This window comes from Cryobacterium sp. Hh7 (assembly GCF_004403155.1).
Taxonomy (GTDB): domain Bacteria; phylum Actinomycetota; class Actinomycetes; order Actinomycetales; family Microbacteriaceae; genus Cryobacterium; species Cryobacterium levicorallinum.
Map to the genome: position 1 here is coordinate 13,883 of NZ_SOHG01000024.1, position 23,426 is coordinate 37,308.

The following is a 23,426-nucleotide window of genomic DNA, read 5'->3' on the forward strand; positions in this document are numbered from 1 at the left end:
TTGCCGACCAGGTCGGCGCTCTGGCATCTGCCAGACGAGAGGCGCAGGCAGGCGCTGCGGGAGCGGTTCAATCGAGCTTCCGCAGCGCGTGTCTGCACCGTTTGACTAGTGGAGTACATTCGTGGCGTCAATTCTTGAAAAGGTTCTTCGTGTTGGTGAAGGCCGCGTTCTGCGCCGCCTGGAAAACTACGCGAAAGCCATCAACGCGCTGGAAGAGGACTTCCACGAGCTCACCGACGAGGAGCTCAAAAATGAGACCGTCACCCTGCGGGAACGGTACTCCAACGGCGAATCGCTCGATGACCTGCTCCCTGAGGCGTTCGCCGCAGTGCGCGAGGCGAGCACCCGCACGCTCGGGTTGCGTCACTTCGACGTACAGCTGATGGGCGGGGCAGCACTGCACCTCGGAAACATCGCCGAGATGAAGACCGGTGAGGGCAAGACCCTGGTCGCCACCACCGCCGCCTATCTCAATGCGATCAGCAGCCGCGGTGTGCACGTCATCACGGTCAACGACTACCTCGCGAGCTACCAGAGCGAGCTCATGGGCCGCGTCTTCCGCGCCCTCGGTATGACGACCGGATGCATCATCTCCGGCCAGACTCCGGCTGCGCGTCGGGAAATGTATGCCGCCGACATCACCTACGGCACCAACAATGAATTCGGTTTCGACTACCTGCGCGACAATATGGCCTGGCAGTCCAGCGACATGGTGCAGCGCGGTCACTACTTCGCCATCGTCGACGAGGTCGACTCGATTCTCATCGACGAGGCACGCACCCCCCTGATCATCTCCGGACCCGCTTCCGGTGAAGCCAACCGCTGGTTCAACGAGTTCGCCAGCCTGGCCAAGCGCCTGGTCCCCGACGAAGATTTCGAGGTCGACGAGAAGAAGCGCACCATCGGTGTGCTCGAACCCGGCATTGAAAAGGTGGAGGATTACCTCGGCATCGACAACCTGTACGAATCGGCCAACACCCCGCTGATCTCGTTCCTGAACAACGCGATCAAGGCGAACGCCCTGTTCAAGAAGGACAAGGACTACGTCGTGATGAACGGCGAGGTACTCATCGTGGATGAGCACACCGGCCGAATCCTGATGGGCCGTCGCTACAACGAGGGCATCCACCAGGCCATCGAAGCCAAGGAGGGTGTCGCGGTCAAGGCCGAGAACCAGACCCTGGCCACGGTCACCCTGCAGAACTACTTCCGCCTCTACTCCAAGATCTCCGGCATGACCGGAACAGCCGAGACCGAGGCCGCCGAGTTCATGAGCACCTACAAGCTCGGCGTGGTGGCCATCCCCACCAACAAGCCGATGAAGCGCCTCGACCAGTCCGATCTGATCTACAAGAACGAAGAGTCCAAGTTTCGTCAGGTCGTCGAGGACATCGTCGAACGCCATGCGGCCGGGCAGCCAGTTCTGGTCGGCACCACGAGCGTTGAAAAGAGCGAATACCTGTCGCGTCTGCTCGCTAAGAAGGGCGTGCGGCACGAGGTGCTCAACGCCAAGAACCACGCCCGCGAGGCCGCGATCGTCGCGCAGGCCGGTCGCCTCGGTTCGGTGACCGTGGCCACCAACATGGCCGGTCGTGGTACCGACGTGATGCTCGGCGGCAACGCCGAGTTCATCGCCGTCGCCGAGATGAACGCGAAGGGTCTCAGCCCGATTGAGACCCCCGACGAGTATGAACTCGCCTGGGATGACGTCTTCACCGCGGTAAAGGCCGACGTGGCGGAAGAGGCCGACAAGGTCATCGCCGCCGGTGGCCTGTACGTGCTCGGCACCGAACGGCACGAGTCCCGTCGCATCGACAACCAGCTGCGCGGACGCAGCGGTCGCCAGGGCGACCCGGGCGAAAGCCGCTTCTACCTCTCCCTCACCGACGACCTCATGCGCCTGTTCAACGCCGGCGCCGCCGAAGCACTGATGGGGCGCCAGGGGGTGCCCGACGATATGGCGATCGAGTCTAAGGTCGTCAGCCGGGCCATTCGCAGCGCCCAGTCGCAGGTCGAGGGTCGCAACGCCGAGATTCGCAAGAACGTGCTCAAGTATGACGACGTACTCAACCGCCAGCGCGAGGCGATCTACGGCGACCGCCGGCACATCCTTGAGGGCGACGACCTGCACGAGCGCACCCAGACCTTCCTCACCAACGTCATCGACGAGGTGCTCGACGTGCACGCCGGCGAAGGCAACGGCGACGACTGGGACTTCGATGCCATGTGGACCGAGCTCAAGACGCTCTACCCGGTGGGACTGACCATCGACGAGGTCGTATCAGAGGCCGGCGACAAGGGCAAGATCAACCGCGACTTCATGCGCCGCGAGATTCTCTCCGACGCCAAGCTGGCCTACACCCGCCGGGAAGAGTCCCTCGGTTCTCCGGCCATGCGCGAGCTCGAACGCCGCGTGGTGCTGTCGGTCATCGATCGACGCTGGCGCGACCACCTGTACGAGATGGATTACCTGAAGGACGGCATCGGTCTGCGCGCGATGGCTCAGCGCGACCCTCTGGTCGAGTACCAGCGTGAAGGCTTCGCCATGTTCCAGCAGATGATGGGACAGATTCGCGAAGAAACGGTCGGGTTCCTGTTCAACCTCGACGTCGAGGTGACGGCTGGAGCCGGAGCCGTCGCCGGACCGGTCGTCGCAGCCAAGGGGCTGTCCCCGGCCGATTCCCCCGAGGAGAAGCTCAGCTACACCGCCCCGAGCGACTCGGGTGGAGTCGAGGTGCGCAACCAGCGCGGTCAGATTCAGCAGGCCGCTACCGATCGAGCCAGACGCACGGCCACCGTCGCAGCGAGCGACGACGAGCCGACCGAGCCGGCCGGACCGCCCCAGCGTGGAGCTTTCGGTCAGAAAACCGAGGGTGCTGCCCCCGTGAACCGGGCGGAGCGTCGCTCGCAGGGTAAGAAAACAACGTAGCGTTTCGGGCGCCCTCGGTTTTGGCCGTGCTTTACAGCACGACCAGGACCGAGGCCCGCCACCGCCGGTCCATCCCCTCCAAACAGATCGCGACCGCATAGCTCCGGTGCCGCTCGAACACGACGACGACGGCGTCCAGGCCTCCAGCGTCGCGCTTCACCTGGGTGACGTGGCCGATGGCGAGCCGGGGGCGGTCAGCAACCTGGCCGGTGACGGCGCGCGCGCGCGCCGCGATCGACGCTCGAACGCGCAGATGGGCATAGACGTCGTCGGTTACCCAGCTCGCAAGGTGTTCAATCTGTCGGACTCCGGCGATGACCTCGAAGGCGCAGATCGCCAGGGCCCGAAGCAGCGGTTCCGGATCGGGGAGCTCCGCCAGGGTGCTGGGCTGAGGACCGAAGAACTCGTCGTCTTCGATTCGCTCCCGCCGAAGGGCCTGCGCATTCGATTCGCTGCTACCGGGTGACGGCATGATGCCTCCTGAGGTCGAGCACGAGCTGCAATGGCGGAAACCTAAGCAGCATTGTTCCGGCACTGTCGAGGGCTTAAAGAGCCTGTGGACAACGTGAGCGAGAACGCCCAGGTTCGGCTACTTTCGGTGTGTGCGCTGGGATGATTTGTTTGACGACCTGGAAGGGCAGCTCGACTACGAGCTGCAGGCCGAGGTCGCTGACCTGTGCCTGCACGAGGAACGGGAGCGTCTGGAGAAGCTCTCCCTGCGCACCCGGCTGAGCAACGTGGTGCGGTCCGCGAGCCTCGGCAGCGCCCTGCGGCTGCGCGTGGTGCTCGTGTCGGGCCAAACGCTCGCCCTGCGTCCTACCGCGCTGGGCCGGGACTGGCTTGCGGCCGACCTGCTCGATTCCGAGAGCGCTCGCGGCCAGTGCGTGGTCCCGCTCGCGGCCATCGCCGCAGTCTTGCTCGACGAGGAACAGATCAGGGCGTCGTTGGCCGTGGAATCGGCAGCGACCGGTCGGGGAATCGAACGGGTTGGACTGCCGTTCGTCCTGCGCAACCTGTGCCGTCGCCGGCGCGCCGTGGAGTTGGACACCCGGGCCGGTGTGGTGGCCGGAACCATCGACCGGGTGGCGCGCGACCACATTGATCTGGCGGTGCATCCGCTCGGAACGTTGCGCCGTGGCCCCGAAATCGCTCACTACCGCATCGTGCCGATCTGGCAGATCCATGTCATCCGGCTGAAATGACGCTGCCCTGTGGAGAACTTTTTCACCGGGTGGCACAGTGGGCCACGATAAGAGCGAATCCTTCCAAACAAGCGAGGTAGCGGATGATGTCACCCGGTTCCACACGTACGCGCCGCCGCTTCTGGGTGGACCCCCGATTCGTCATCGGCCTCGTGCTCGTGGCCGCGTCGATTGCCGGCGTGAGTGCGATCGTCGTCGGCAGTGACCGCACCACGGCGGTCTACACCGCACGCCACACGCTCACCGTCGGCGATCGCCTCACGAAGACCGACCTCGTTGAAACCCGGGTGCGGCTGGGCGGAGCCGCCGACCTCTATCTGTCGCCCACGGTCGTGCCGGGCTTGCTGGTCACCCAGACCATCCTGGCCGGGGAACTCGTGGCGCGCTCCGCGGTCGGAGCATCAGCCGGAGAGCTGACGACGAGTGTCGTCGTAGACGTTCCCGGCCGGTTGGCAGCCAGGGTCCTGTCCGGTTCGGTGGTGGACATCTGGTCGGCGCGGGCGACCGGGCCGGGCGAATACGCGCCGCCGACGATTCTCGTGGCGCAGGCTGTCGTGGTGCGGATCGTGATCCCGACCGGCATTATCGCCGCAGACAATGGTCAATCCGTGGAATTGCTCGTACCCAAGGCGAACGTCGCCGACGTGCTCGAAGCGATCATGAACGGTGATGCCCTCGCGATCGTGCCGGTCAATACCCCCGTGGTTCCCTGATGGCCCGGATCGCGCTCGTGCTGGACCGAACGACCGAGCAGCGCATGCTGGCCGACATCATCGAGTGCGGGCACAGTGTGGTGACGCGCGTGGATACCGCTCGGGATTTTCTGGAATCGCTGTCGCACGGGCAGCCGCACGTCGTCGTGGTCAGTGGTCGGCGGGAGTCTCTGACCGGCCAGCTGATCGCCGCCTGCGATGAGCGGGGCATCCGGGTCGTCGCCATCGCCGCATCGGAACAGGAACGTCGGCACGCCGGCTCGCTCGGCCTGTACGAAACCGTGGCCCTGCCCTGTGACTGGGCGGAGATCGAAGACCTGCTCGTCTCGGGCGTTGTGGTGCCGCTGCGCGTCGGGGATCGGCACTTCACCGGCGGCGCGCTGAGTGCCGGCTCCGTCATTGCGGTGTGGGGCCCGTCCGGGGCGCCCGGGCGCACCACGCTCGCCATTAACATTGCAGCCGAAATTGCCGCGGCCGGCCACACCGTGGTGCTGGCCGACGTCGACACCTACGGCGCGTCGATCGCGCCGCGGCTCGGCATGCTCGACGAGGCTCCCGGCTTTGCCGCCGCCTGCCGCCTGGCCGGCAGCGACAGCCTGAACCGGTCAGAACTCGAGCGCATCGCCCAGCGCTACAACTCCCCGAAGGGCGCCTTCTGGGTGTTGACCGGTCTCGGCCGGCCGTCTCGCTGGCCGGAACTGTCGACCGAGCGGGTCACCCGCACGATCGATGCGCTGCGACACTGGGTGGATTACGTGGTGCTGGACACCGGATTCAATCTGGAGAGCGACGAGGAATTGAGCAGCGATCTGTTGGCACCGCGCCGCAACGCGGCCACGGTGACCGCGCTGCGGATGGCCGACCACGTCGTCGCCTGCGGACTGGCCGACCCGATCGGCATGGCGCGGTTTTTGCGGTCCTGGGTGGACCTCGCCGAGGTCACGACCGGCCGTGCCGTGAGTGTTGTGATCAATCAGGTGCGGGCGAGCGCCCTGGGGCTCAATCCGCGTGGGCAGGTCCTGAGAACCCTCAAGCTGCTCGGCAACATCGACTCAGCCGTTCTGGTGCCGCACGACCAGGTCGCGCTCGATACCGCCGTACTGACCGGCCATACCCTGCGGGACGGGGCGCCGAAATCCCCGGCGCGCGTCAGCATCCGTCGATTTGTGCTCGATGAGCTGATCGTCGTTGCGGTCGGCCAAACCGAGCGGGTGCCGCGGCGAGTGCGCTGGCCTGGCCGCAAGGCCGCCCCGGCGATCTGATCTGACCCGTACTGATCGATCAGGCCTGCGCTGGTCAGTTCTGCAGCGGGATGACGTCGACGCTGCCGCCGACGCCCACGACGACGAGCACGCGTGCTCCGGTGACCCCGGCCAAGGCCAGGCCGAGGCGCTCGGCCGATGGCAGGACGTCGTCGCGAGGTGCAGCGTCGATCGGTGCAGCGTCGATCGGTGCAGCGCCGTCGGGGGAGGCCGCACGCTGCCAGACCGTGACGGCGGCGCCGGTCAGCTCGGCGATGAGGTCGCGGGTCGCGGTCGGGTCGCCGGCCGTGACCAGAATGACCCGGTGGATGGCACGGCCGGGCAGCCCAGCCTCAGCCAGCGCAGCGCGGTCCCTCCGCCAGACCGAGAAGTGGTAGCCGGCGGCGAGGCCGGTGGCGACGAGCAGCCCCAACGGTGCTCGCACCCGGTCGAGCAGGCTCTGTCGGCTCAGGTCGTCGAGGACGAATTCGAAGATGCGGTAGCCGATCACGAGCAGGGTGATAATGGCCACGATCGCGCTGATCCCGAAGATGAGAATGAGGTAGACCCGGCGGCCCGTCACCTGGGCGGACACCGGATCGACCGGGCGCAGCGGCTTCCAGGCGGCCCACCAGACCGGGCCACCCACGATTGCGGCGCTAAGCCCGCCGAGCAACAGGGAGCGCGTGTCCGACCCGACCACGACCGGCGCCAGGCCGGACAGCAGGGCATTGACGATGATTCCCAGCCCGGTAGCCGCAGCCACCAGACCGAAACCGGAAACGACGAGGGTGGCGGCCAGCCGGGTCGGCAGCGCTCGCTGCCGCAGCAGACCGTGGTGGTAGGCCCAGACCAGAGCGCCGACCAGAGCGGTCGCCAAGGCGGTGCCGAGCGGATCGAGAATATCGTCCAGCGGATGCTCCCGGGCAAAGGCCAGCCGCAGCAGCACGAACAGCACCGTGCCCGTTCCCACCAGCGACGCGGCAGCGGCGGCCGCGATCCCCAGGACGACGAGGGTGAGATCGGCCAGCACACCGCGCACGAGCCGGGCGCGCTCCCGCATCCACTGCCACCACCAGATCAGGGTGCCGCCGAGAAACCAGACGCCTGCCTGCAGGGCCAGCCGCCACCAGGGATCGCCGATGACGATCGAGGACTGGAGCGCGTCGACGGCCGCATTGACCAGGGATGCGAGCGCGGTCACCGCCCCCACCGCTCCGATCAGCAAGCCGAAAATCGCGCTCAGAATGGGCGCGACGCTCGTCAACTGCAGGGGACTCTTGGACGGGTGTCGGGACATCCACCGGTGCCAGGCCCATACCAGCGTCCAGATCAGCGCGACCGCGAGGGTGCGCGGCTGCCAGTCGCCCCGCACCAGTGCCGCCAGGGTCCCGAGCAGGGCAGAAGCCGCGGTCACGAGCGCGACCGTCTGCAGGCCGGCCAGGTAGAGCCCCCAGGAGATCGACGCCCGCTCCGCGCTCGCCATCCGCCGCCACAACACCCACCAGAGCAGCGCGGCGAACGGACCGGCGATCAGGGTGAAGGCGAGGGACCGCGCGAGTCCGGTCACATCGATACCGGCCAGGTTGGTGCCGGTATCGAAGGCGCGCCCCAGGAGGCCGCTCAGGCCGATTGCGGCGATGACCACGAGCGCGAACAACAGGATGTACACGACCACTCGGCGTGCTGTCGGCGTTGATGTGCTAGCGGGCTGTCCAGGAGATCGGCGCACAGCGATGACGATGCCGGTCATGCCCACGCCCAGCACGGCGACGAGGACGAGGAGAACCACGATGGACATTACTTCGTTACCGTCGGGTTCGGGCAGATGGAGAGCTCCCAGGGAGCTGTCTCGATCAGCCAGGCACCGTCCGCCCTGACCAGGTCGAAATTGCTCTCGAACTCATACTCGGAGGCGCCGAACGGGCCGTCGTCGTAGGACGTGACCAGGGACACGACGACATCGGCTGATTTGGGGCGAACCGTCGTTGACACTAGTACGACGCGAAGGCTGTTGGTTGGACCGTGTTCGACGGGCCCACAGCCCACCAAGGCCTCTGCGGTGAGCAGCTTTTCGGCCGCATCTTCGTCACCGGCGATGACGGCCGCAGAATAGGCCTGCACCACGCCTTCCGGGGTGCGTGGGTCGAACGGTGCCGGTGCGCCGCGGGTGAAGACCACCACGAGGGCGACGAGCACCAGGGCGGCGATAGTGCCGAGGATGACGATCAAGGTGCGATCTTTAGTGCCCGCCGTTGTGTGCATGTTCTCATCATGGACCCAATGGTGTGGCATCACCACAGCGGGTGCCGGGGGGAGCGCGCGGGGATCTAGGCTAGTGATCGTGTCGACTCTCAGTGATCTCGTTCTTGCCCAGGGCCGCAGCAGCGCGGAAGACGTGGACTGGCTGCACATGCTCGTTGCCGACGGCCAGCTGCTGGCCGACCTCGCTTTCGCCGATATTGTCGTATGGGTTCCGGCGCAGTCTGGCAGCTTCGTCGCCGTCGCGCATGCCCGGCCGTCGAGTGCCGCCACGCTGTTCTATCGCGACTTCGTCGGGCAGCAGATCAAGGTCGAGTGGCGCAATCAGGTTACCGAGGCGTTCGAGACCGCCAGGATCGTCGACGCCACCGCTCCCGACTGGTATGAGGAGACGCCGACCCGGGTGCGGGCTATCCCGGTGCTGCGCCGGCTGAGCACGACCGGTGCTGCGGTAACGGATGCCCCGGTGGCGGTGCTGACCTGCCACAGCAACCTGAGCGAGGCACGCACGCCGGGACGCCAGGAGCTGACCTTCAACGACTGCGCCAACGATCTGTTCGCCATGATCGCGTCCGGGGACTTTCCCGACCTCGGCGCTCCGACCGGTCCGCGCCGCGGCGCGCCACGCGCCTCCGACGGGCTGCTCCGGCTCGATGTCGACGGACTGACCACCTTTGCCAGCCCCAACGCGCTCTCGGCGTTTAACCGCATGGGTTTCATCGAGGAACTCGAGGGGGAATCGCTCGCCGAGGTGACGACCGGCCTGCTCACCGGCACCGCCGTCGTGGACGAGTCGCTGCCCCTGGTGGTCACCGGGCGGGCACCGTGGCGCACCGACATTGAAGCGCGCGGCGTGACGGTGTCGCTCCGGGCGATTCCCATTCGCAACCGCGGCGAACGCGTCGGCGCGATCGTGTTGTCGCGAGACGTTACCGAACTGCGGCACCAGGAACGTGAGCTGATCACCAAGGATGCCACCATCCGGGAGATTCACCACCGGGTCAAGAACAACCTGCAGACCGTCGCCTCGCTGCTGCGGATCCAGGCACGGCGTACCCAGTCCGACCGGGCGCGCGAGGCGCTGACCCAGGCGATGCGGCGGGTCGCTGCGATCGCCGTCGTGCACGACACCCTGTCCGAGGGACTCAGCCAGATCGTCGACTTCGACGCCGTTTTCGAGCGGGTGCTGCTGCTCACGGTGGAGGTCGCATCCGCTCACAATACGACCGTGCATCCCAAGTCGTCGGGTAGCTTCGGCACCCTGCCCAGCGCCTATGCGACGCCGCTCGCGCTGGTTTTGACCGAACTGGTCACCAATGCGGTGGAGCACGGCCTCGCCGGGCGCGAGGGTGAGGTGTCGATCGAGGCGCAGCGCAGCGAGGAGACGCTGACCGTCATGGTGCGAGACACCGGTGCCGGATTACCGGAAGGTAAAGTCGGTTCGGGGCTCGGCACCCAGATCGTGCGCACGCTCATTCAGGGCGAGCTCGGCGGCACCATCGACTGGCACACCATGATGGGCAGCGGCACCGAGGTCACGATCGAGATCCCCCTCCGCTTCATGCAGGAGTCCTAGCCCTTTCGGGACGGGGCCCGGGCCCCGTCCCTGGGCCCAGGTTAGAAACTGGGCCCAGGGACATAAGGTGGGCCCGGCGAGCGGATGCCGATTCCGCGCGGTCGCGCGGCCCGGCTGCGCGCAGAGCACAAAAAAACGAGCCCGCGGCCTCCGGGAATACCGGACGGCCGTAGGCTCGCGTTCTGTAGCGGTGCCGGCTTTGCTAGGAAGCGCGGCGGGCGCGTGCGGCGCGACGCTTGAGCGCACGCCGCTCGTCCTCGCTCAGGCCGCCCCAGACCCCAGAGTCCTGACCGGTCTCGAGTGCGTACTGGAGGCAGACCTCCGTGACGTTGCAGCGAGCGCACACCGATTTTGCCTTCTCGATCTGGTCCACAGCGGGTCCAGTGTTACCGACCGGAAAGAAAAGTTCCGGGTCAGCGGTGAGGCAGGCAGCTTTATCGCGCCAGTCCATAGGGATGCTCCTTTTATTACATGGGTGCACGGCCGATTGGCCAGAGTTGCAGGGTGATGGCCGGTTGCAGGAAAGTGGGATCTGCGCGATAACCGCGTTGAAACAGCTCACGTCCCTGTGAGCGTCAACCGGGCCTCAAATATCGTCCCATAATAGAGGTATCAAATCAATAGTTTTGTATGGCTTTTCGCTGTGAACAGCGACTCTGGTGCGCGGCGCCCAGCTCGGATCGACCTCCGGGCGCTTCGTCGCGCCCCCCTGCTGGGTGTGCTTGTAGGGCTCGTAGCTCTGGAGGCGCTCGCACTGTGGGCGCTCACGGCCTGGTGGGTGCTCGAACTGCTCATCGATACACCGACCTCGATGGGTGGCGCGCTCGCCCTGCTGGCACTGACGGCCGTCGCGGCCGTGTGGGTGAGCGCAATCACGGTCGGTGCCCTGCGCGGGCGCCCGTGGATTCGCGGAGCCGCGGTCACCTGGCAGCTCGTACAGATCATGATCGCCGTCGGTTGCTTCCAGGGCATCTACGCCCGCCCCGACGTCGGCTGGGCGCTGCTCGCCCCCTCGATCGTGGTGCTCGTGCTGGTCTTCACTCCGAAGGTCGTCGCCGCGACCAGTCACGAACCGAAGCCGGACGCCGACTGACCACGGCCGCCTGACCACGGCCGCCTGACCGCTAGACGGTCAGGCGTCGATGCCGAGCTTCTTGCGCAGGCTGGCGACGTGGCCGGTGGCCTTGACGTTGTACAGGGCGTGGGTGATGACGCCGGCTTCGTCCAACACGAACGTCGACCGCAGCACGCCGGTCACGATCTTGCCGTAGAGGTTCTTCTCGCCCCAGGCACCGTAGGCGCGGTGCACGTCGAGTGCGCTGTCGCTCAGCAGCGGAAAGTTAACCGCATCATGCTCCTGGAACGTCTTGAGCTTGGCCGGGGCATCCTTCGACAGGCCGAGCACCTGGTAGCCCGCGGACTTGAGCGACCCGAGGTTGTCGCGAAAGTCACAGGCCTGGGTCGTGCAGCCGGGAGTCATCGCCGCCGGGTAGAAATACACGACCACCTTGCTGCCCGCGAAACCGCTAAGCGAAACGGATGCCCCGTCCTGGTCGGTCAGGGTGAACTGGGGGGCCGTATCGCCGACTGCAAGGCGCGCTGAATCCGTCATGGTTCCATCGTATCGAGAGCAGACTCAGCGGGCGGGCGCAAACGTGGCGAGCAGCCGTTGCAGCGAGTCGAGGCGCACCCGGCCGGTGTCGCCGAGCTCGCCGGCCTCAACCGCGTCGATGATCGCGCAGTCCGGTGAATCGGGCAGGTGAGTGCAGCCGCGCGGGCAGCGCTCCGCGATCGTCGCGAGGTCGGTGAAGGCCTTGAGAATATTGTCGGTGTTGATGTGACCGAGGCCGAAGGAGCGCACGCCGGGGGTGTCGATAACCCAGCCGCGGCCGGTATCCGTTTCGAGGCGCAGTGACACCGTCGACGACGAGGTGTGCCGGCCGCGCCCGGTGACGGTGTTGACGACGCCGATGGCGCGGTTGGTGCCGGGGACCAGCGCGTTCACCAGGGTGGACTTGCCGACGCCGGAGTGCCCGACGAAGACCGTGTCGTGCCCGACCAACGCGGCCGAGATCTCGGCGATCGGCATGCCGCCCTCACCACTCTGGAAGACCGGAAGGTCGAGGCCGGCGAAGTTGGCCAGGAACGCGGCGGGGTCGGCGAGGTCGGTCTTGGTGATGCACAGAATGGGTTTCACGCCGGCGTCGTAGGCCGCGACCAAATAGCGATCCACCAAGCGGATGCGCGGCTCCGGGTTGGCCGCAGCGACCACGATCAGCATCTGGTCGGCGTTGGCCACGATCACGCGCTCGACGGCGTCGGTATCGTCGGCGCTCCTCCGCAGCAGGGTGTCGCGCGGCACGATGCGCACGATGCGGGCCAGGCTGCCCTCGGCTCCGGTGGTGTCGCCGACGATGTCGACGCGGTCGCCGTTGACGACGGCCTTTTTGCGCAGTTCGCTGGCCCGAGCGGTTGTGATTCGACGCTCGGTGGGCAGATTCTCGTCGAGCATGACGGTGTAGCGACCGCGATCTACCGAGAGGATGCGCCCGGTCAGCGCATCCTGATGGCTCGGCCTGGTCTTGGAGCGGGGCTTACTGCCCTTGCGGCCGGGGCGCACGCGCACGCTCGACTCGTCGAATTCCGGTTCGTCGTCGTCGGCTGAGGCCCACCAGGTGTCGCCGGGATCGCCGGCCAGGTCCTGGGCAAGACCCTCGGAACCGTCAGCGGGGGGCGCCACGGGCATCTACAGCGCCGCTTCGGAGATCATCGCGTGCCACAACTCGGGAAACTGGGGGAGCGTCTTCGCGGTCGTACCGATGTTCTCGACCTCGACGCCGGGTACGGCGAGGCCGATCAGCGCACCGGCCGTGGCCATGCGGTGGTCGTCGTAGCTGAGCCACTGGCCGCCGTGCAGGGGCGCCGGTTCGATCCGGAGGCCGTCGGGCAGCTCGGTGACCTTGCCGCCCAGCCGATTGATCTCGGTCGCCAGTGCGGCGAGACGGTCGGTCTCGTGGTGGCGAATGTGCCCGATGCCGGTGATCGTGCTCGGCGTCGAGGCCAGGGCGGCCAGAGCGACGAGGGTGCAGGCGAGTTCCCCGCCAGCGGAGAGATCCAGGTCGACGCCGACGATGTGCTCGCCCCCGGTGACGGTGAGCCGGTCACCGGCGCGCGTGACGACGGCGCCGAACAACGGCAGCAGCTGGGCGAGGTCGGCCCCGACCTGCGTCGTCGTCTCCGGCCAGCCGGTGATGGTGACATTGCCGCCGGCCACGAGCGCGGCGCACAGAAAGGGTGCCGCGTTTGATAAATCGGGTTCGATGTCGACCGTGCGACCGGCGAGCTGACCGGGTGCGACGATCCACTCGCCGACGTTTGGCGTAGACACGTCGACGCCGCGCGCGCGCAGCACCTCGATGGTCATCTCGATGTGCGGCAGGCTCGGCAGCCGTTCGCCGGAGTGGGTGAGGTGCAGCCCGTGCTCGAAGCGTGCGCCGGCCAGCAGCAGCCCCGACACGAACTGGCTTGAGCTGCCGGCGTCGATGGTGACGGCTCCGCCGGTGACCGCTCCGCGGCCGTGCACGGTGAAGGGCAGGGCGTGCTTGCCCTCGTCGTTGATATCGCCGCCGAGGTCGCGCAGAGCGCCGATGATGGGACCCATCGGGCGGCGTCGCGCACCGGCATCGCCGTCGAACGTGGTCGGGCCAAGCGCGAGGGCTGCGAGCGGGGGCAGAAAACGCATGACCGTGCCGGCCAGGCCGCAATCGATCGTGGTGGAGCCAAGCAATTCCTCGGGCGGGGTCACCAGCAGGTCCGTTCCGAACGCCCCGTCGCCCGCAACGGCCTCGATCGTGGCGCCGAGCTGCCGCAGGGCATCGACCATGAGATCGCTGTCGCGCGAGTGCAGCGGCGCGCGCAGCAGAGACGGTTCACTGGCGAGAGCGGATGCGACGAGCTCCCGGTTGGTCAGGGATTTCGAGCCCGGCAGAGCCAGCACCGCCTGCAATGGCGCGCCAATGCTCGGCGCCGGCCACCAGACATCCACTTCGGTCGGTGAATTGTCGCCGTACGGATCGAACTCCGGCTTGGAATATCTCGAGATCAACATCGGTTATCAGAATAGTCGGTGATAACAATCTGAGGGAGGCCCGTGACGGTGTCAATGCTGTTAGAACGACCCCTGGCTGTGGGGAACGGCCTAGAATTGCCCGTGATGACTTCAGACACGCCCGTCAATTCGGAATCTATTCCGGTTGACGACACAGAACTGGTTGCACCGACCAAGGCCGAGCTGCGCGAGCAGACCCGCGGACTGTTCGAAGAACAGGCCCTGCCGTTCCTCGACCAGTTGTACGCGGCCGCGATGCGCATGACCCGCAACCCGTCCGATGCCCAGGACCTCGTGCAGGAGACCTTTGTCAAGGCCTTCGCCGCTTTCGCGCAGTACGAGCAGGGCACCAACCTCAAGGCCTGGCTGTACCGCATCCTCACCAACACCTTCATCAACCAGTACCGCAAGAAGCAGCGTGAGCCCTATCAGGGCACCATTGATGAGCTCGAAGACTGGCAGCTGGGCGGCGCCGAATCGACGACCGCCATGTCGGGACGGTCGGCCGAGGCCGAGGCCATCGACCATCTGCCGGACAGCGCCGTCAAAGAAGCCCTGCAGTCCATTCCCGAAGACTTCCGACTCGCCGTGTACTTCGCCGACGTCGAAGGCTTCTCCTACCAGGAGATCGCCGAAATCATGAAAACACCCATTGGCACCGTGATGAGCCGCCTGCACCGTGGCCGGCGACTCCTGCGTGAGCTCCTGGCCGGTTACGCGGCCGAGCGCGGACTAGGCCAGGGACAGAAAACATCCGGGAGCGCAAGCAAATGACCGATTGTGGTTGCGAGAAGGCCAAGGCCGAACTCGAAGAATACCTGCACAATGAACTCCGCAAAGACGATGCGGCCGACATTCAGGAGCACCTGGCGACCTGCACCGACTGCAGCGCCGAACACCTGATCGGACGCACCATGACCGAGGTGATGCAGCGCGCCTGCAAGGAAACTGCGCCCGAAGTTCTGCGCGACCAGGTCCTGCTCAAGCTGCGCGCCCTCCAGGCCTCGCACTAGCTGAGCGCGCACGCTCAATCGCCTGTCGCTGTTCGCTGGCAGGCAAACGGATGCCGCGGCGCTCGCACGCGGGCCGGCCACGCCGCACCCTCGTGGCACTCGTCATGGATCGTGGCACTCGTCATGGATCGTGGCACTCTAGCGCGGGGTGCCACGTGCAGTACCAGGGCCGCGAGCGGCGGCGTGACCGCGCGCATCCGCTGACGGCACGTGTTCGTCGCGCCGGCCCCGGTTGCAACCGGCCAGGCACGGGCCGCCAGGCCGCGCCCGCCGCCGCGCAGGAACACCAATGGAGGGTGACCCCGGGGTCACCCTCCATTTTCACGTGCGGTTACAGCGTGAGCGCCTCGCGCTGCAGCTTGGCCTGCTCGACCGCGTGGCGCTTGGCCGAACCTGCCGCCGGCGAGGCCGACGCGGGACGGGAGAACAGCCGCATGGCGCGCGGCCCGAGCTTGTTGGTCTCCAGGTAGAAGAACGGCCAGGCTCCCTGGTTCTCCGGTTCGTCCTGCACCCAGGCCAGTTCGGCGTTCGGATACTGGGCGGCGACGTTCTTTAGCTCAACGGCGGGCAGCGGGTAGAACTGCTCGACGCGCACGAGGGCGATCTCGGGGTTCGGGTTCTTCTCGAGTTCGTTCAGCAGGTCGTAGTAGATCTTTCCGGCCATGAACAGAACGCGCTTGACGGCGTTCTTGTCGTTCACGCGTGCATCGTCGATGACCGCTTCGAACTTGCCGCTGGTCAATTCAGACACGGCGCTCGTCGCTCCGCGCAGGCGCAGCATCGACTTGGGCGTGAACACGATCAGCGGACGGCGCGGACGCATGTAGGCCTGGCGACGCAGCAGGTGAAAGTACGACGCGGGCGTCGACGGGCGCGCCACGGTCATGTTTTCCTCGGCACACAGCTGCAGGAATCGCTCGATGCGGGCTGAGGAGTGGTCAGGGCCCTGACCCTCGTAGCCGTGCGGCAGCAGCAGCACAACGGATGACCGCTGGCCCCACTTCTGCTCGGCGGAGGACACAAACTGGTCGATGATGGTCTGCGCACCGTTGGCGAAGTCACCGAACTGGGCTTCCCAGAGCACGAGCGCGTCGGCGCGTTCCACCGAATAGCCGTACTCGAAGCCCATGGCGGCGTATTCGCTCAGCAGCGAGTCGTAGATCCAGAATCGGGCCTGGTTGTCCTTGAGGTTGGCCAGTGGCAGCCATTCCTGGCCGTTCACCCGGTCGTGCAGCACCGCGTGACGCTGCACGAACGTGCCGCGGCGGGCATCCTGTCCGGCAAAACGCACCGGGGTGCCCTCGACCAGCAGCGAGCCGAGCGCGAGCAGTTCGCCGAAGCTCCAGTCGATATTGCCGTTGCGGCTCATGTCGAGGCGCTTCTGCAACAGCTGCTGCAGCTTGTTGTGCACGGTGAAACCGGCCGGCTTGTTGTTGAATGCATCACCGATGAGCTGGATGACGCTCTCCGGGACACCGGTGGTCTCTGGCTCACCTGCGGCGTCTTCACGGGCCTGAGCTTCGGCCTCGGCCTTGGCCGTGGCGGCCATTTCCGGCGTGATGACCGGGATCGACGCGGTCTGGGCAGCGTGGGTCTCGAGGAAGGCGCGCTCGAGGCGATCCTGGAAATCGCGGTGGGCGGCTTCGTATTCTTCCTCGGTGATGTCACCACGGCCGACGAGCGCCTCGGTGTACAGCTTGCGCACGCTGCGCTTGGCCTCGACCAGGTTGTACATCAGCGGCTGCGTCATCGAGGGGTCGTCGCCCTCGTTGTGGCCCCGACGGCGGTAGCAGATGAGGTCGACGACGACATCCTTCTTGAATTCCTGGCGGTAGGCGAAGGCTAGTTCGCCGGCGCGTACCACGGCCTCCGGGTCATCCCCGTTGACGTGGAAGATCGGCGCCTGGATGGTCTTGGCGACGTCGGTGGCGTAAACGCTGGTGCGGGCATCCTGCGGCAGGGTGGTGAACCCGAGCTGGTTGTTGACCACGATGTGTACGGTTCCGCCGGTGCGGTAGCCGCGCAGCTGGGACATCTGCAGGGTTTCGAGTACGACGCCCTGGCCGGCCATCGCGGCGTCGCCGTGGATGAGGATCGGGAGGGTGGAGAAGGTGCCGATCGGCTTGCGGTCCTGCTTGGCGCGCACGATGCCCTCGAGCACGCCGTCGCCGGCCTCGAGGTGCGAGGGGTTCGCGGCCAGCGACACCGGAATCTCGGCGCCGTCTTCACCGCGGAACATGCCCGTGGTGCCGAGGTGGTACTTCACGTCGCCGGAGCCGTGTACGGTGCGTGGGTCCTGCGTGCCCTCGAACTCGCGGAAGATCTCGCCGTAGGTCTTGCCGGCGATGTTGGTGAGAACGTTCAGACGGCCACGGTGGGCCATCCCGATCGCGACCTCGTCGAGACCCTGCTCGGCGGCACCCTGCAAAATGGTGTCCAGTAGCGGAATGGTGCACTCGCCGCCCTCGAGGCTGAAGCGCTTCTGACCGACGTACTTGGTCTGCAGAAACGTCTCGAAGGCTTCGGCCTCGTTGAGCTTGGCCAGAATACGCATCTGCTCGTGGTGCGTGGGCTTGACGTACGACTTCTCGATTTTCTCCTGCACCCACTTGCGCTGGGCCGGGTCCTGAATGTGCATGTACTCGATACCCGTGGTGCGGCAGTACGAGTCACGCAGCACACCGAGAATGTCGCGCAGCAGCATCTGGCGCTTCGCTCCGAAACCGCCGGTCACGAAGGACCGGTCGAGGTCCCAGAAGGTGAGCCCGTGGGTGGCGATGTCGAGGTCGGGGTGGCTGCGCTGTGAGTACTCGAGCGGGTCGATGTCGGCCATCAGGTGGCCGCGCACGCGGAACGAGTTGATCAGTTCCTGCACCCGCGCGGTCTTGTCGACGGCGCTCGCGAGGTCGACGCTGATGTCCGGGGCCCAGTGGATCGGGTCGTACGGGATGCGCAGGGCGGAGAAGATCTCTTCGTAGAAGTTGTGCTGGCCGATCAAAAGCTCGTGCACGATCTTGAGGAACTCGCCCGAACCTGCACCCTGGATGACGCGGTGGTCGTAGGTGCTGGTGAGGGTGATGGTCTTTGAGATGGCCAGGCCGGTGAGCGTCTTGACGCTCGAGCCCTGGAATTCGGCCGGGTAGTCGAGGGCGCCGGCGCCGATGATACAGCCCTGGCCCTTCATCAGGCGGGGCACCGAGTGCACGGTGCCGATGCCGCCCGGATTGGTCAGCGACAGGGTCGCTCCGGCGAAGTCGTCGGCCGTGAGCTTGTTTTGGCGGGCGCGAGTGACGAGGTCTTCGTAGGCGGCGAGGTATTCGCCGAAGGTCATCGTGTCGGCACGCTTGATCGCCGGAACCAGCAGGGCGCGGGTGCCGTCGGGCTTGGGCATGTCGATGGCCAGGCCCATGCCGACGTGGGCGGGAGCGACCACGGAGGGCTTGCCGTCGACCTCGTCGTAGTAGACGTTCTGGCTCGGGAACATCTTGAGCGCGCGAATCAGCGCCCAGCCGATCAGGTGGGTGAAACTGACCTTGCCGCCGCGTGCCCGCTTCATGTGGTTGTTCATGACGATGCGGTTGTCGATGAGCAGCTTGGCCGGGATGGTGCGCACGCTTGTCGCGGTCGGCACGGTCAGGCTCGTGACCATGTTGGTCGCGAGTGACTTCGCCATACCGCGCAGCGGAACGACCTTGTCCTGCTTGACCGGCGCTGACTCATCGGTGACGACGGTCTGCGGGCTGGTGACGGGAGCGTCGGCGGGAACCGGGGCCGGCTTCGGCGCGCTCGAGGTGGTGCGGGCCGTCGGCTGGTTCTCAGTCACCTGAGCTGGCGCTGCCGGTACGGCCGGGGCTGCGGCGGCTGCGCCCGGCGCCGGTGAAACGGATGCTGCTGGCGCTGCTGCGGGGGCAGCATCCGCTGGAATGGGAGTGTTCGCGGTCTGGTTGTAGCTCTCCAACACCGGCCACCACGACTCATCAACCAAGTTCTTGTCGATCAGGAATCGCTCATACAATTCGTCAACGAGCCACTCGTTTGCTCCGAATTCGCCTGACGTTGTCTCGTCAGAAGCTCCACCGGTTACCTGGCTTGACACCGTGGGATCGCCCACTCTCTGCTTTGAATTTGGATGCCCTCGGCAAGGTCCGTTGCCGGGTCATTCTGCGCTTTCATTGAGCCTGTCGCTGACGATCGTGACCGCCAGGTCAGTCTTACTGTCCAGCCTAATCCCATCCCGCGCGACCACTAACACCCTGTCGAACGGCTAGCGTTCTTGGTATGCAGTTCTATGGAACGACGCCCAGCCATGATTTGACTTACTCCGACGTGTTTTTGGTGCCCGGACAATCGGCTGTCACTAGCCGGTTGGATGTCTCCCTGGCACCGAACGACGGTACGGACGCGACGATTCCGATCGTGTCGGCGAATATGAACTCGGTCACCGGGCCACGCCTGGCTGCCTCGCTGGCCCGCCGCGGGGGGCTCGGAGTGCTGCCGCAGGACATGCCGTTGCAGGACCTCGATGCCGCTATCCGCTGGGTCAAAGCCCAATCGGTTCGTTTCGACACGCCGTTCACCTTTGCCCCGGACGATACCGTCGAGATGGCGTTGCGGCAGGTTCCGGCCTCGCCCGGCCAGGGAATCGTCATCCACTCCACCAGCGGAGACTACCTGGGCTGCATCGTCGCCAGCCGGCTGGCGACCGCGCTGCCCGATGCGCGCCTCGGCGATCTGCTCCACGGTGAACTCGCCGCGCTCGACGCCGACGACGTCGAGGGGCCGCGCCGCGCCTTCGACCTGATGACGGAGGCTGACATCGATTTCGCGCCGGTGCTGCACCACGGCACCGTCGTCGGAACGCTCAGCCGCAAGAGCGCCCTGCGCTCCACCCTCTACCAGCCGACACTGGACGCCCGCGGTCGGCTCAAGGTCGCTGCCGCGATCGGCATCAACGGCGACGTCGCCGCCAAGGCCCGCGCCCTCGCCGCCGCCGGCGTCGACATTCTGGTGATCGACACCGCGCACGGCCACCAAGACGGCATGCTGCGTGCCCTCGGCATCGTCGCCGACCTGAACCTCGGGCTGCCGATCGTGGCCGGCAACGTCGTCACCAAGGACGCCGTGCGCGACCTGGTCGGTGCCGGCGCCACGATCGTCAAGGTGGGAGTCGGTCCGGGCGCCATGTGCACCACCCGCATGATGACCGCCGTCGGTCGGCCCCAGTTCTCGGCCGTGCTCGAAACGGCCACCGCGGCCCGTGAGCTCGGCGCGCACGTCTGGGCTGACGGGGGAGTGCGCTACCCGCGGGACGTGGCCCTCGCGCTGGCCGCTGGGGCGGCATCCGTCATGATTGGTTCCTGGTTTGCCGGCACGACCGAGGCGCCAGGAACGCTGAATACGGATGCCCGCGGCGCGCTGTACAAAGAAAGCTGGGGAATGGCCTCGACCAAGGCCGTTCAGGCACGCTTCGAGCGCCTCGACGCCTACGACCTCGCGCGTAAGACCCTGTTCGCCGAGGGAATCTCGAGCTCGAAGATCTACCTCGACCCGCTGCGGCCGTCGATCGAGGACCTGCTCGACATGATCACCTCTGGCGTGCGCTCGTCGTTCACCTACGCCGGCGCCACCACCGTCGCCGACTTTCACGAGAAAGCGCTCGTGGGTATTCAGTCGGCGGCCGGGTACGAAGAGGGCAAGGCTCTGCCGGTCTCCTGGTAGATGTGGCCGGGCGCTGCCGGACGGTTCTCGTGCTGCGCTGGTGGGTGTGGCCGGGCGCGCAGGCAGGTGCGCCCGGTATACTCGGAGGAATAATGGATGACCCTCCCACCGCTGAACCCTCGCCTGACAAACCCTCGCCCGTGACTGCCGGCGGTGAAATCCTTGTCTGAGCTGATCATGCTCGGGTTCGGCCTCATCCTCACGGTGGGAACGGGCATCTTCGTCGCCAGTGAGTTTGCCCTGGTGAATCTCGATCGCGCCGACCTTGAAGCGCGCCGCGATCGCGGGGAAACCCGTCTCACCATGACCATCGCGGCGCTGAAAATCACCTCGACCCACCTGTCGAGTGCGCAACTGGGCATCACCCTGACCACGCTGCTGACCGGGTACACGATCGAACCGGCCCTCTCGTCCCTGCTGCGCAGCCCGCTCACCGCGGCCGGGCTGCCGGTTGACCTGGTTCCCGTCTTCGGCACCACGATCGCCATCGTCTCGGCGACCCTCGTGTCGATGGTCATCGGCGAACTGGTCCCGAAGAATTTTGCGCTTGCGTTGCCGATTCCGACCGCTCGGCTGGTCATTCCGTTTCAGACCGCGTTCACCGCCGTGTTCAAACCGGCCGTGCTCGTGCTCAACAACAGCGCCAACGGCCTGTTGCGCGCGTTCGGCATCGAACCCAAGGAGGAGCTCTCGGGTGCCCGCACCGCTGAAGAGCTCTCCTCGCTCGTACGCCGCTCGGCCAGCGCCGGGCTACTCGAGAAGGACACCGCGACCCTGCTGCGCCGCACGCTGATGTTCTCCGGACACACCGCCTCCGATGTCATGACTCCGCGCCCGCGGGTCGCGAGTATCCACCGCACCGATTCGGCGCAGGACATCATCGACCTCGCGCGTTCCACCGGTTTTTCCCGGTTCCCGGTCGTCGACGAGAGCGTCGACGACGTCGCGGGTGTCGTGCACGTCAAACAGGCGGTGGCCGTGCCGCGCAATCGGCGAGCGGATGTGCCGGTGTCGGCCCTGCAGACCGACCCGGTTCGCGTGCCCGAAACGATGAAACTCGACGACCTGCTCGGCGAGTTGCGCGGTCGTGGCTACCAGATGGCGATCGTCGTCGACGAATATGGCGGAACCGCCGGCGTCGTCACCCTGGAGGACCTGGTCGAGGAACTGGTCGGCGAGGTCGCCGACGAGCACGACCGAGCCAGGGCCGGCGTCGTGCGCTCGCCCGACTCGCTGACCTTTCCCGGAATGCTGCGACCGGATGAACTGCTCGATCGTACCGGTGTCGTCGTGCCGGAACAGGGCCCCTACGAGACCGTGGCCGGCTTTGTGATGAGCGAGCTGGGGCGGTTGCCGGTCACCGGCGACCGCGTACCGGTGCCGGGCGGATTCCTCACCGTTGAGCGCCTGGAAGGGCGTCGCATCGACCGACTGCGTTTCACCCCGGAGTTGGCGCCGGAGCCGACGGTTCCGCCCGGGCCCAAGACTGATCGAAAGAAGGTGAGCGACAAATGAGCGACTGGGCCGGACTTGCCTGGTTGGTCGTGCTGCTCGCCGCCAACGCCTTCTTCGTCGGAGCGGAATTCGCCGTCATCTCGGCACGTCGTTCCCAGATTGAGCCGCTCGCCGAGGCCGGAAAACGCAGCGCCAAGACCGCGCTCTGGGCGATGGAACACGCAACGCTCATGCTCGCGACCTCGCAGCTGGGCATCACGGTCTGTTCGCTGCTCATTTTGAACGTCTCCGAACCGGCGATCCACCACCTGCTCGAGGTGCCACTGGCCCTGACCGGCCTGCCCGAGGCTCTGATCGGCACGATCGCCTTCATCGTCGCACTGCTGCTGGTCTCGTACCTGCACGTGGTGTTCGGCGAGATGGTACCGAAAAACCTGTCTTTCTCCGTCCCCGACCAGGCCGTGTTGCTGCTTGCCCCGCCGCTCGTGTTCGTCGCCCGCGTCTTTCGTCCGGTGATCGTCACGCTCAACGCCTGCGCGAATGGTGTGCTGCGGCTGTTTGGCGTGCAGCCGAAGAATGAGGCGACCAGCGCGTACACGCTCGACGAGGTAGCCACGATCGTCACGCAATCCACCAAAGAGGGTGTGCTGAGCGACGGGACCGGCGCGCTGACCGCGGCATTCGAGTTCACCAACCTCAAGGTGCGCGACGTGGCTGTTGGCCTGTCCAAGCTGGTCAGCCTGCCCGAGTCGGCCACCCCGGCCGACGTGGAGAAGGCCGTCACTCGCCACGGGTTCTCCCGGTACGTGCTGGCCGATGCCGAGGGCTATCTCACCGGATACGTGCACCTGAAGGACGTTCTCGACCTCGATATCGCATCGGTCGGGGAAGCAACGCTGGCCGCGCCGGACAGCTACTCGGGGCGGATCCCGGCCAAGCGCATCCGTGCCTTGATCTCAATCTTTGAAGACACCGACCTCGAAGATGCCCTCGCGACCATGCGCCGTTCTGGCGCGCACCTCGCGCGGTCGTTCACCGCCGAGGGCGAAACCACCGGGGTGCTCTTTCTCGAGGACATTATCGAGGAGCTCGTCGGCGAAGTGCAGGACGCCACCCGCCGCGAATAGCTCCGTTGAGATGGTCGCGCGTCGCCTTCAGCGGATTACCGCCCCCGAAACGGGTGGCCGCTACGCCCGTTCGTTAGTTACC

Annotated in this window: 19 protein-coding genes; 11 read left to right on the forward strand and 8 right to left on the reverse strand. The window is 66.4% G+C overall.

Annotated elements, in window-relative coordinates; all coding sequences use genetic code 11:
- Positions 1-121: 121 nt before the first annotated feature.
- Positions 122-2,929 carry a preprotein translocase subunit SecA gene (secA, locus tag E3T43_RS08780; RefSeq protein WP_134472180.1) on the forward strand — a complete coding sequence of 936 codons (2,808 nt, stop codon included), beginning with the start codon at positions 122-124 and terminating at the stop codon, positions 2,927-2,929.
- Between the two features lie 31 nt (positions 2,930-2,960).
- On the opposite strand, the gene E3T43_RS08785 is transcribed toward secA, so the two are convergent.
- Entirely contained in the window at positions 2,961-3,401 is a 441-nt protein-coding gene (locus E3T43_RS08785) for an Rv3235 family protein (protein ID WP_092451349.1), read from the reverse strand.
- Positions 3,402-3,531: 130 nt separating this feature from the next.
- Here E3T43_RS08785 and E3T43_RS08790 point away from each other — a divergent pair, with 130 nt between their 5' ends.
- The 3 genes from E3T43_RS08790 to E3T43_RS08800 all read left to right on the forward strand — a co-directional run bounded on the left by E3T43_RS08790 (position 3,532) and on the right by E3T43_RS08800 (position 6,106).
- Positions 3,532-4,131, forward strand: a complete 600-nt coding sequence (locus tag E3T43_RS08790) for a hypothetical protein (protein ID WP_092451347.1) — start codon at positions 3,532-3,534, stop codon at positions 4,129-4,131.
- Between the two features lie 83 nt (positions 4,132-4,214).
- Positions 4,215-4,844 carry a hypothetical protein gene (locus E3T43_RS08795; RefSeq protein WP_134472182.1) on the forward strand — a complete coding sequence of 210 codons (630 nt, stop codon included), beginning with the start codon at positions 4,215-4,217 and terminating at the stop codon, positions 4,842-4,844.
- Entirely contained in the window at positions 4,844-6,106 is a 1,263-nt protein-coding gene (locus tag E3T43_RS08800) for a regulator (protein ID WP_134441772.1), read from the forward strand. Before E3T43_RS08795 ends, E3T43_RS08800 begins: the two co-directional genes overlap by 1 nt.
- 34 nt (positions 6,107-6,140) lie before the next feature.
- On the opposite strand, the gene E3T43_RS08805 is transcribed toward E3T43_RS08800, so the two are convergent.
- The gene (locus E3T43_RS08805; protein WP_241978889.1) at positions 6,141-7,886 is read right to left on the reverse strand and encodes a DUF5671 domain-containing protein; all 1,746 of its coding nucleotides are present in this window, start codon (positions 7,884-7,886) and stop codon (positions 6,141-6,143) included.
- On the reverse strand, positions 7,886-8,350 hold the full coding sequence (locus E3T43_RS08810; RefSeq protein ID WP_134472184.1) for a hypothetical protein: 465 nt from the start codon (positions 8,348-8,350) through the stop codon (positions 7,886-7,888). Before E3T43_RS08810 ends, E3T43_RS08805 begins: the two co-directional genes overlap by 1 nt.
- 79 nt (positions 8,351-8,429) lie before the next feature.
- Between E3T43_RS08810 and E3T43_RS08815 the strand changes: the two genes are divergently transcribed.
- Complete coding sequence (locus E3T43_RS08815; RefSeq protein WP_134467244.1) at positions 8,430-9,923, forward strand: sensor histidine kinase; 1,494 nt, start codon at positions 8,430-8,432, stop codon at positions 9,921-9,923.
- A 202-nt stretch (positions 9,924-10,125) separates the two neighbouring features.
- On the opposite strand, the gene E3T43_RS08820 is transcribed toward E3T43_RS08815, so the two are convergent.
- Positions 10,126-10,374 (reverse strand): WhiB family transcriptional regulator, encoded by a 249-nt coding sequence (locus E3T43_RS08820; protein ID WP_035837005.1) that lies wholly within the window; start codon positions 10,372-10,374, stop codon positions 10,126-10,128.
- A gap of 192 nt (positions 10,375-10,566) precedes the next feature.
- On the opposite strand from E3T43_RS08820, the gene E3T43_RS08825 reads away from it, so the two are divergent.
- Positions 10,567-11,016, forward strand: a complete 450-nt coding sequence (locus E3T43_RS08825; RefSeq protein WP_241978890.1) for a hypothetical protein — start codon at positions 10,567-10,569, stop codon at positions 11,014-11,016.
- 39 nt (positions 11,017-11,055) lie between these two features.
- Here the strand turns inward: E3T43_RS08825 and bcp are convergent, their stop codons facing one another.
- From bcp to aroA, 3 genes are read right to left on the reverse strand one after another with little or no spacing between them, the layout of a single operon-like run.
- Positions 11,056-11,535: a thioredoxin-dependent thiol peroxidase gene (bcp, locus tag E3T43_RS08830; RefSeq protein WP_134441767.1), complete on the reverse strand. Its 480-nt coding sequence runs from the start codon at positions 11,533-11,535 to the stop codon at positions 11,056-11,058.
- 24 nt (positions 11,536-11,559) lie between these two features.
- A complete protein-coding gene (gene rsgA / locus E3T43_RS08835; RefSeq protein ID WP_134472185.1) occupies positions 11,560-12,669 on the reverse strand; it encodes a ribosome small subunit-dependent GTPase A in 1,110 nt (369 codons plus the stop codon).
- Positions 12,670-14,031 carry a 3-phosphoshikimate 1-carboxyvinyltransferase gene (aroA, locus tag E3T43_RS08840; RefSeq protein ID WP_134472186.1) on the reverse strand — a complete coding sequence of 454 codons (1,362 nt, stop codon included), beginning with the start codon at positions 14,029-14,031 and terminating at the stop codon, positions 12,670-12,672.
- 105 nt (positions 14,032-14,136) lie between these two features.
- Here aroA and E3T43_RS08845 point away from each other — a divergent pair, with 105 nt between their 5' ends.
- Together E3T43_RS08845 and E3T43_RS08850 are read left to right on the forward strand one after the other, a co-directional pair.
- Complete coding sequence (locus tag E3T43_RS08845; protein ID WP_092451332.1) at positions 14,137-14,805, forward strand: sigma-70 family RNA polymerase sigma factor; 669 nt, start codon at positions 14,137-14,139, stop codon at positions 14,803-14,805.
- On the forward strand, positions 14,802-15,044 hold the full coding sequence (locus E3T43_RS08850; RefSeq protein ID WP_092451330.1) for a zf-HC2 domain-containing protein: 243 nt from the start codon (positions 14,802-14,804) through the stop codon (positions 15,042-15,044). Before E3T43_RS08845 ends, E3T43_RS08850 begins: the two co-directional genes overlap by 4 nt.
- 331 nt (positions 15,045-15,375) lie before the next feature.
- Here E3T43_RS08850 and E3T43_RS08855 read toward each other — a convergent pair whose 3' ends face one another.
- On the reverse strand, positions 15,376-19,140 hold the full coding sequence (locus tag E3T43_RS08855) for a multifunctional oxoglutarate decarboxylase/oxoglutarate dehydrogenase thiamine pyrophosphate-binding subunit/dihydrolipoyllysine-residue succinyltransferase subunit (protein WP_134472209.1): 3,765 nt from the start codon (positions 19,138-19,140) through the stop codon (positions 15,376-15,378).
- A gap of 182 nt (positions 19,141-19,322) precedes the next feature.
- On the opposite strand from E3T43_RS08855, the gene E3T43_RS08860 reads away from it, so the two are divergent.
- From E3T43_RS08860 to E3T43_RS08870, 3 genes are all read left to right on the forward strand, one after another.
- Positions 19,323-20,762 (forward strand): GuaB1 family IMP dehydrogenase-related protein, encoded by a 1,440-nt coding sequence (locus tag E3T43_RS08860; protein ID WP_092451328.1) that lies wholly within the window; start codon positions 19,323-19,325, stop codon positions 20,760-20,762.
- Positions 20,763-20,939: 177 nt separating this feature from the next.
- Positions 20,940-22,277, forward strand: a complete 1,338-nt coding sequence (locus tag E3T43_RS08865) for a hemolysin family protein (RefSeq protein ID WP_134472210.1) — start codon at positions 20,940-20,942, stop codon at positions 22,275-22,277.
- Positions 22,274-23,344 (forward strand): hemolysin family protein, encoded by a 1,071-nt coding sequence (locus E3T43_RS08870; protein WP_134441758.1) that lies wholly within the window; start codon positions 22,274-22,276, stop codon positions 23,342-23,344. Before E3T43_RS08865 ends, E3T43_RS08870 begins: the two co-directional genes overlap by 4 nt.
- The last annotated feature ends 82 nt before the right edge of the window (positions 23,345-23,426 follow it).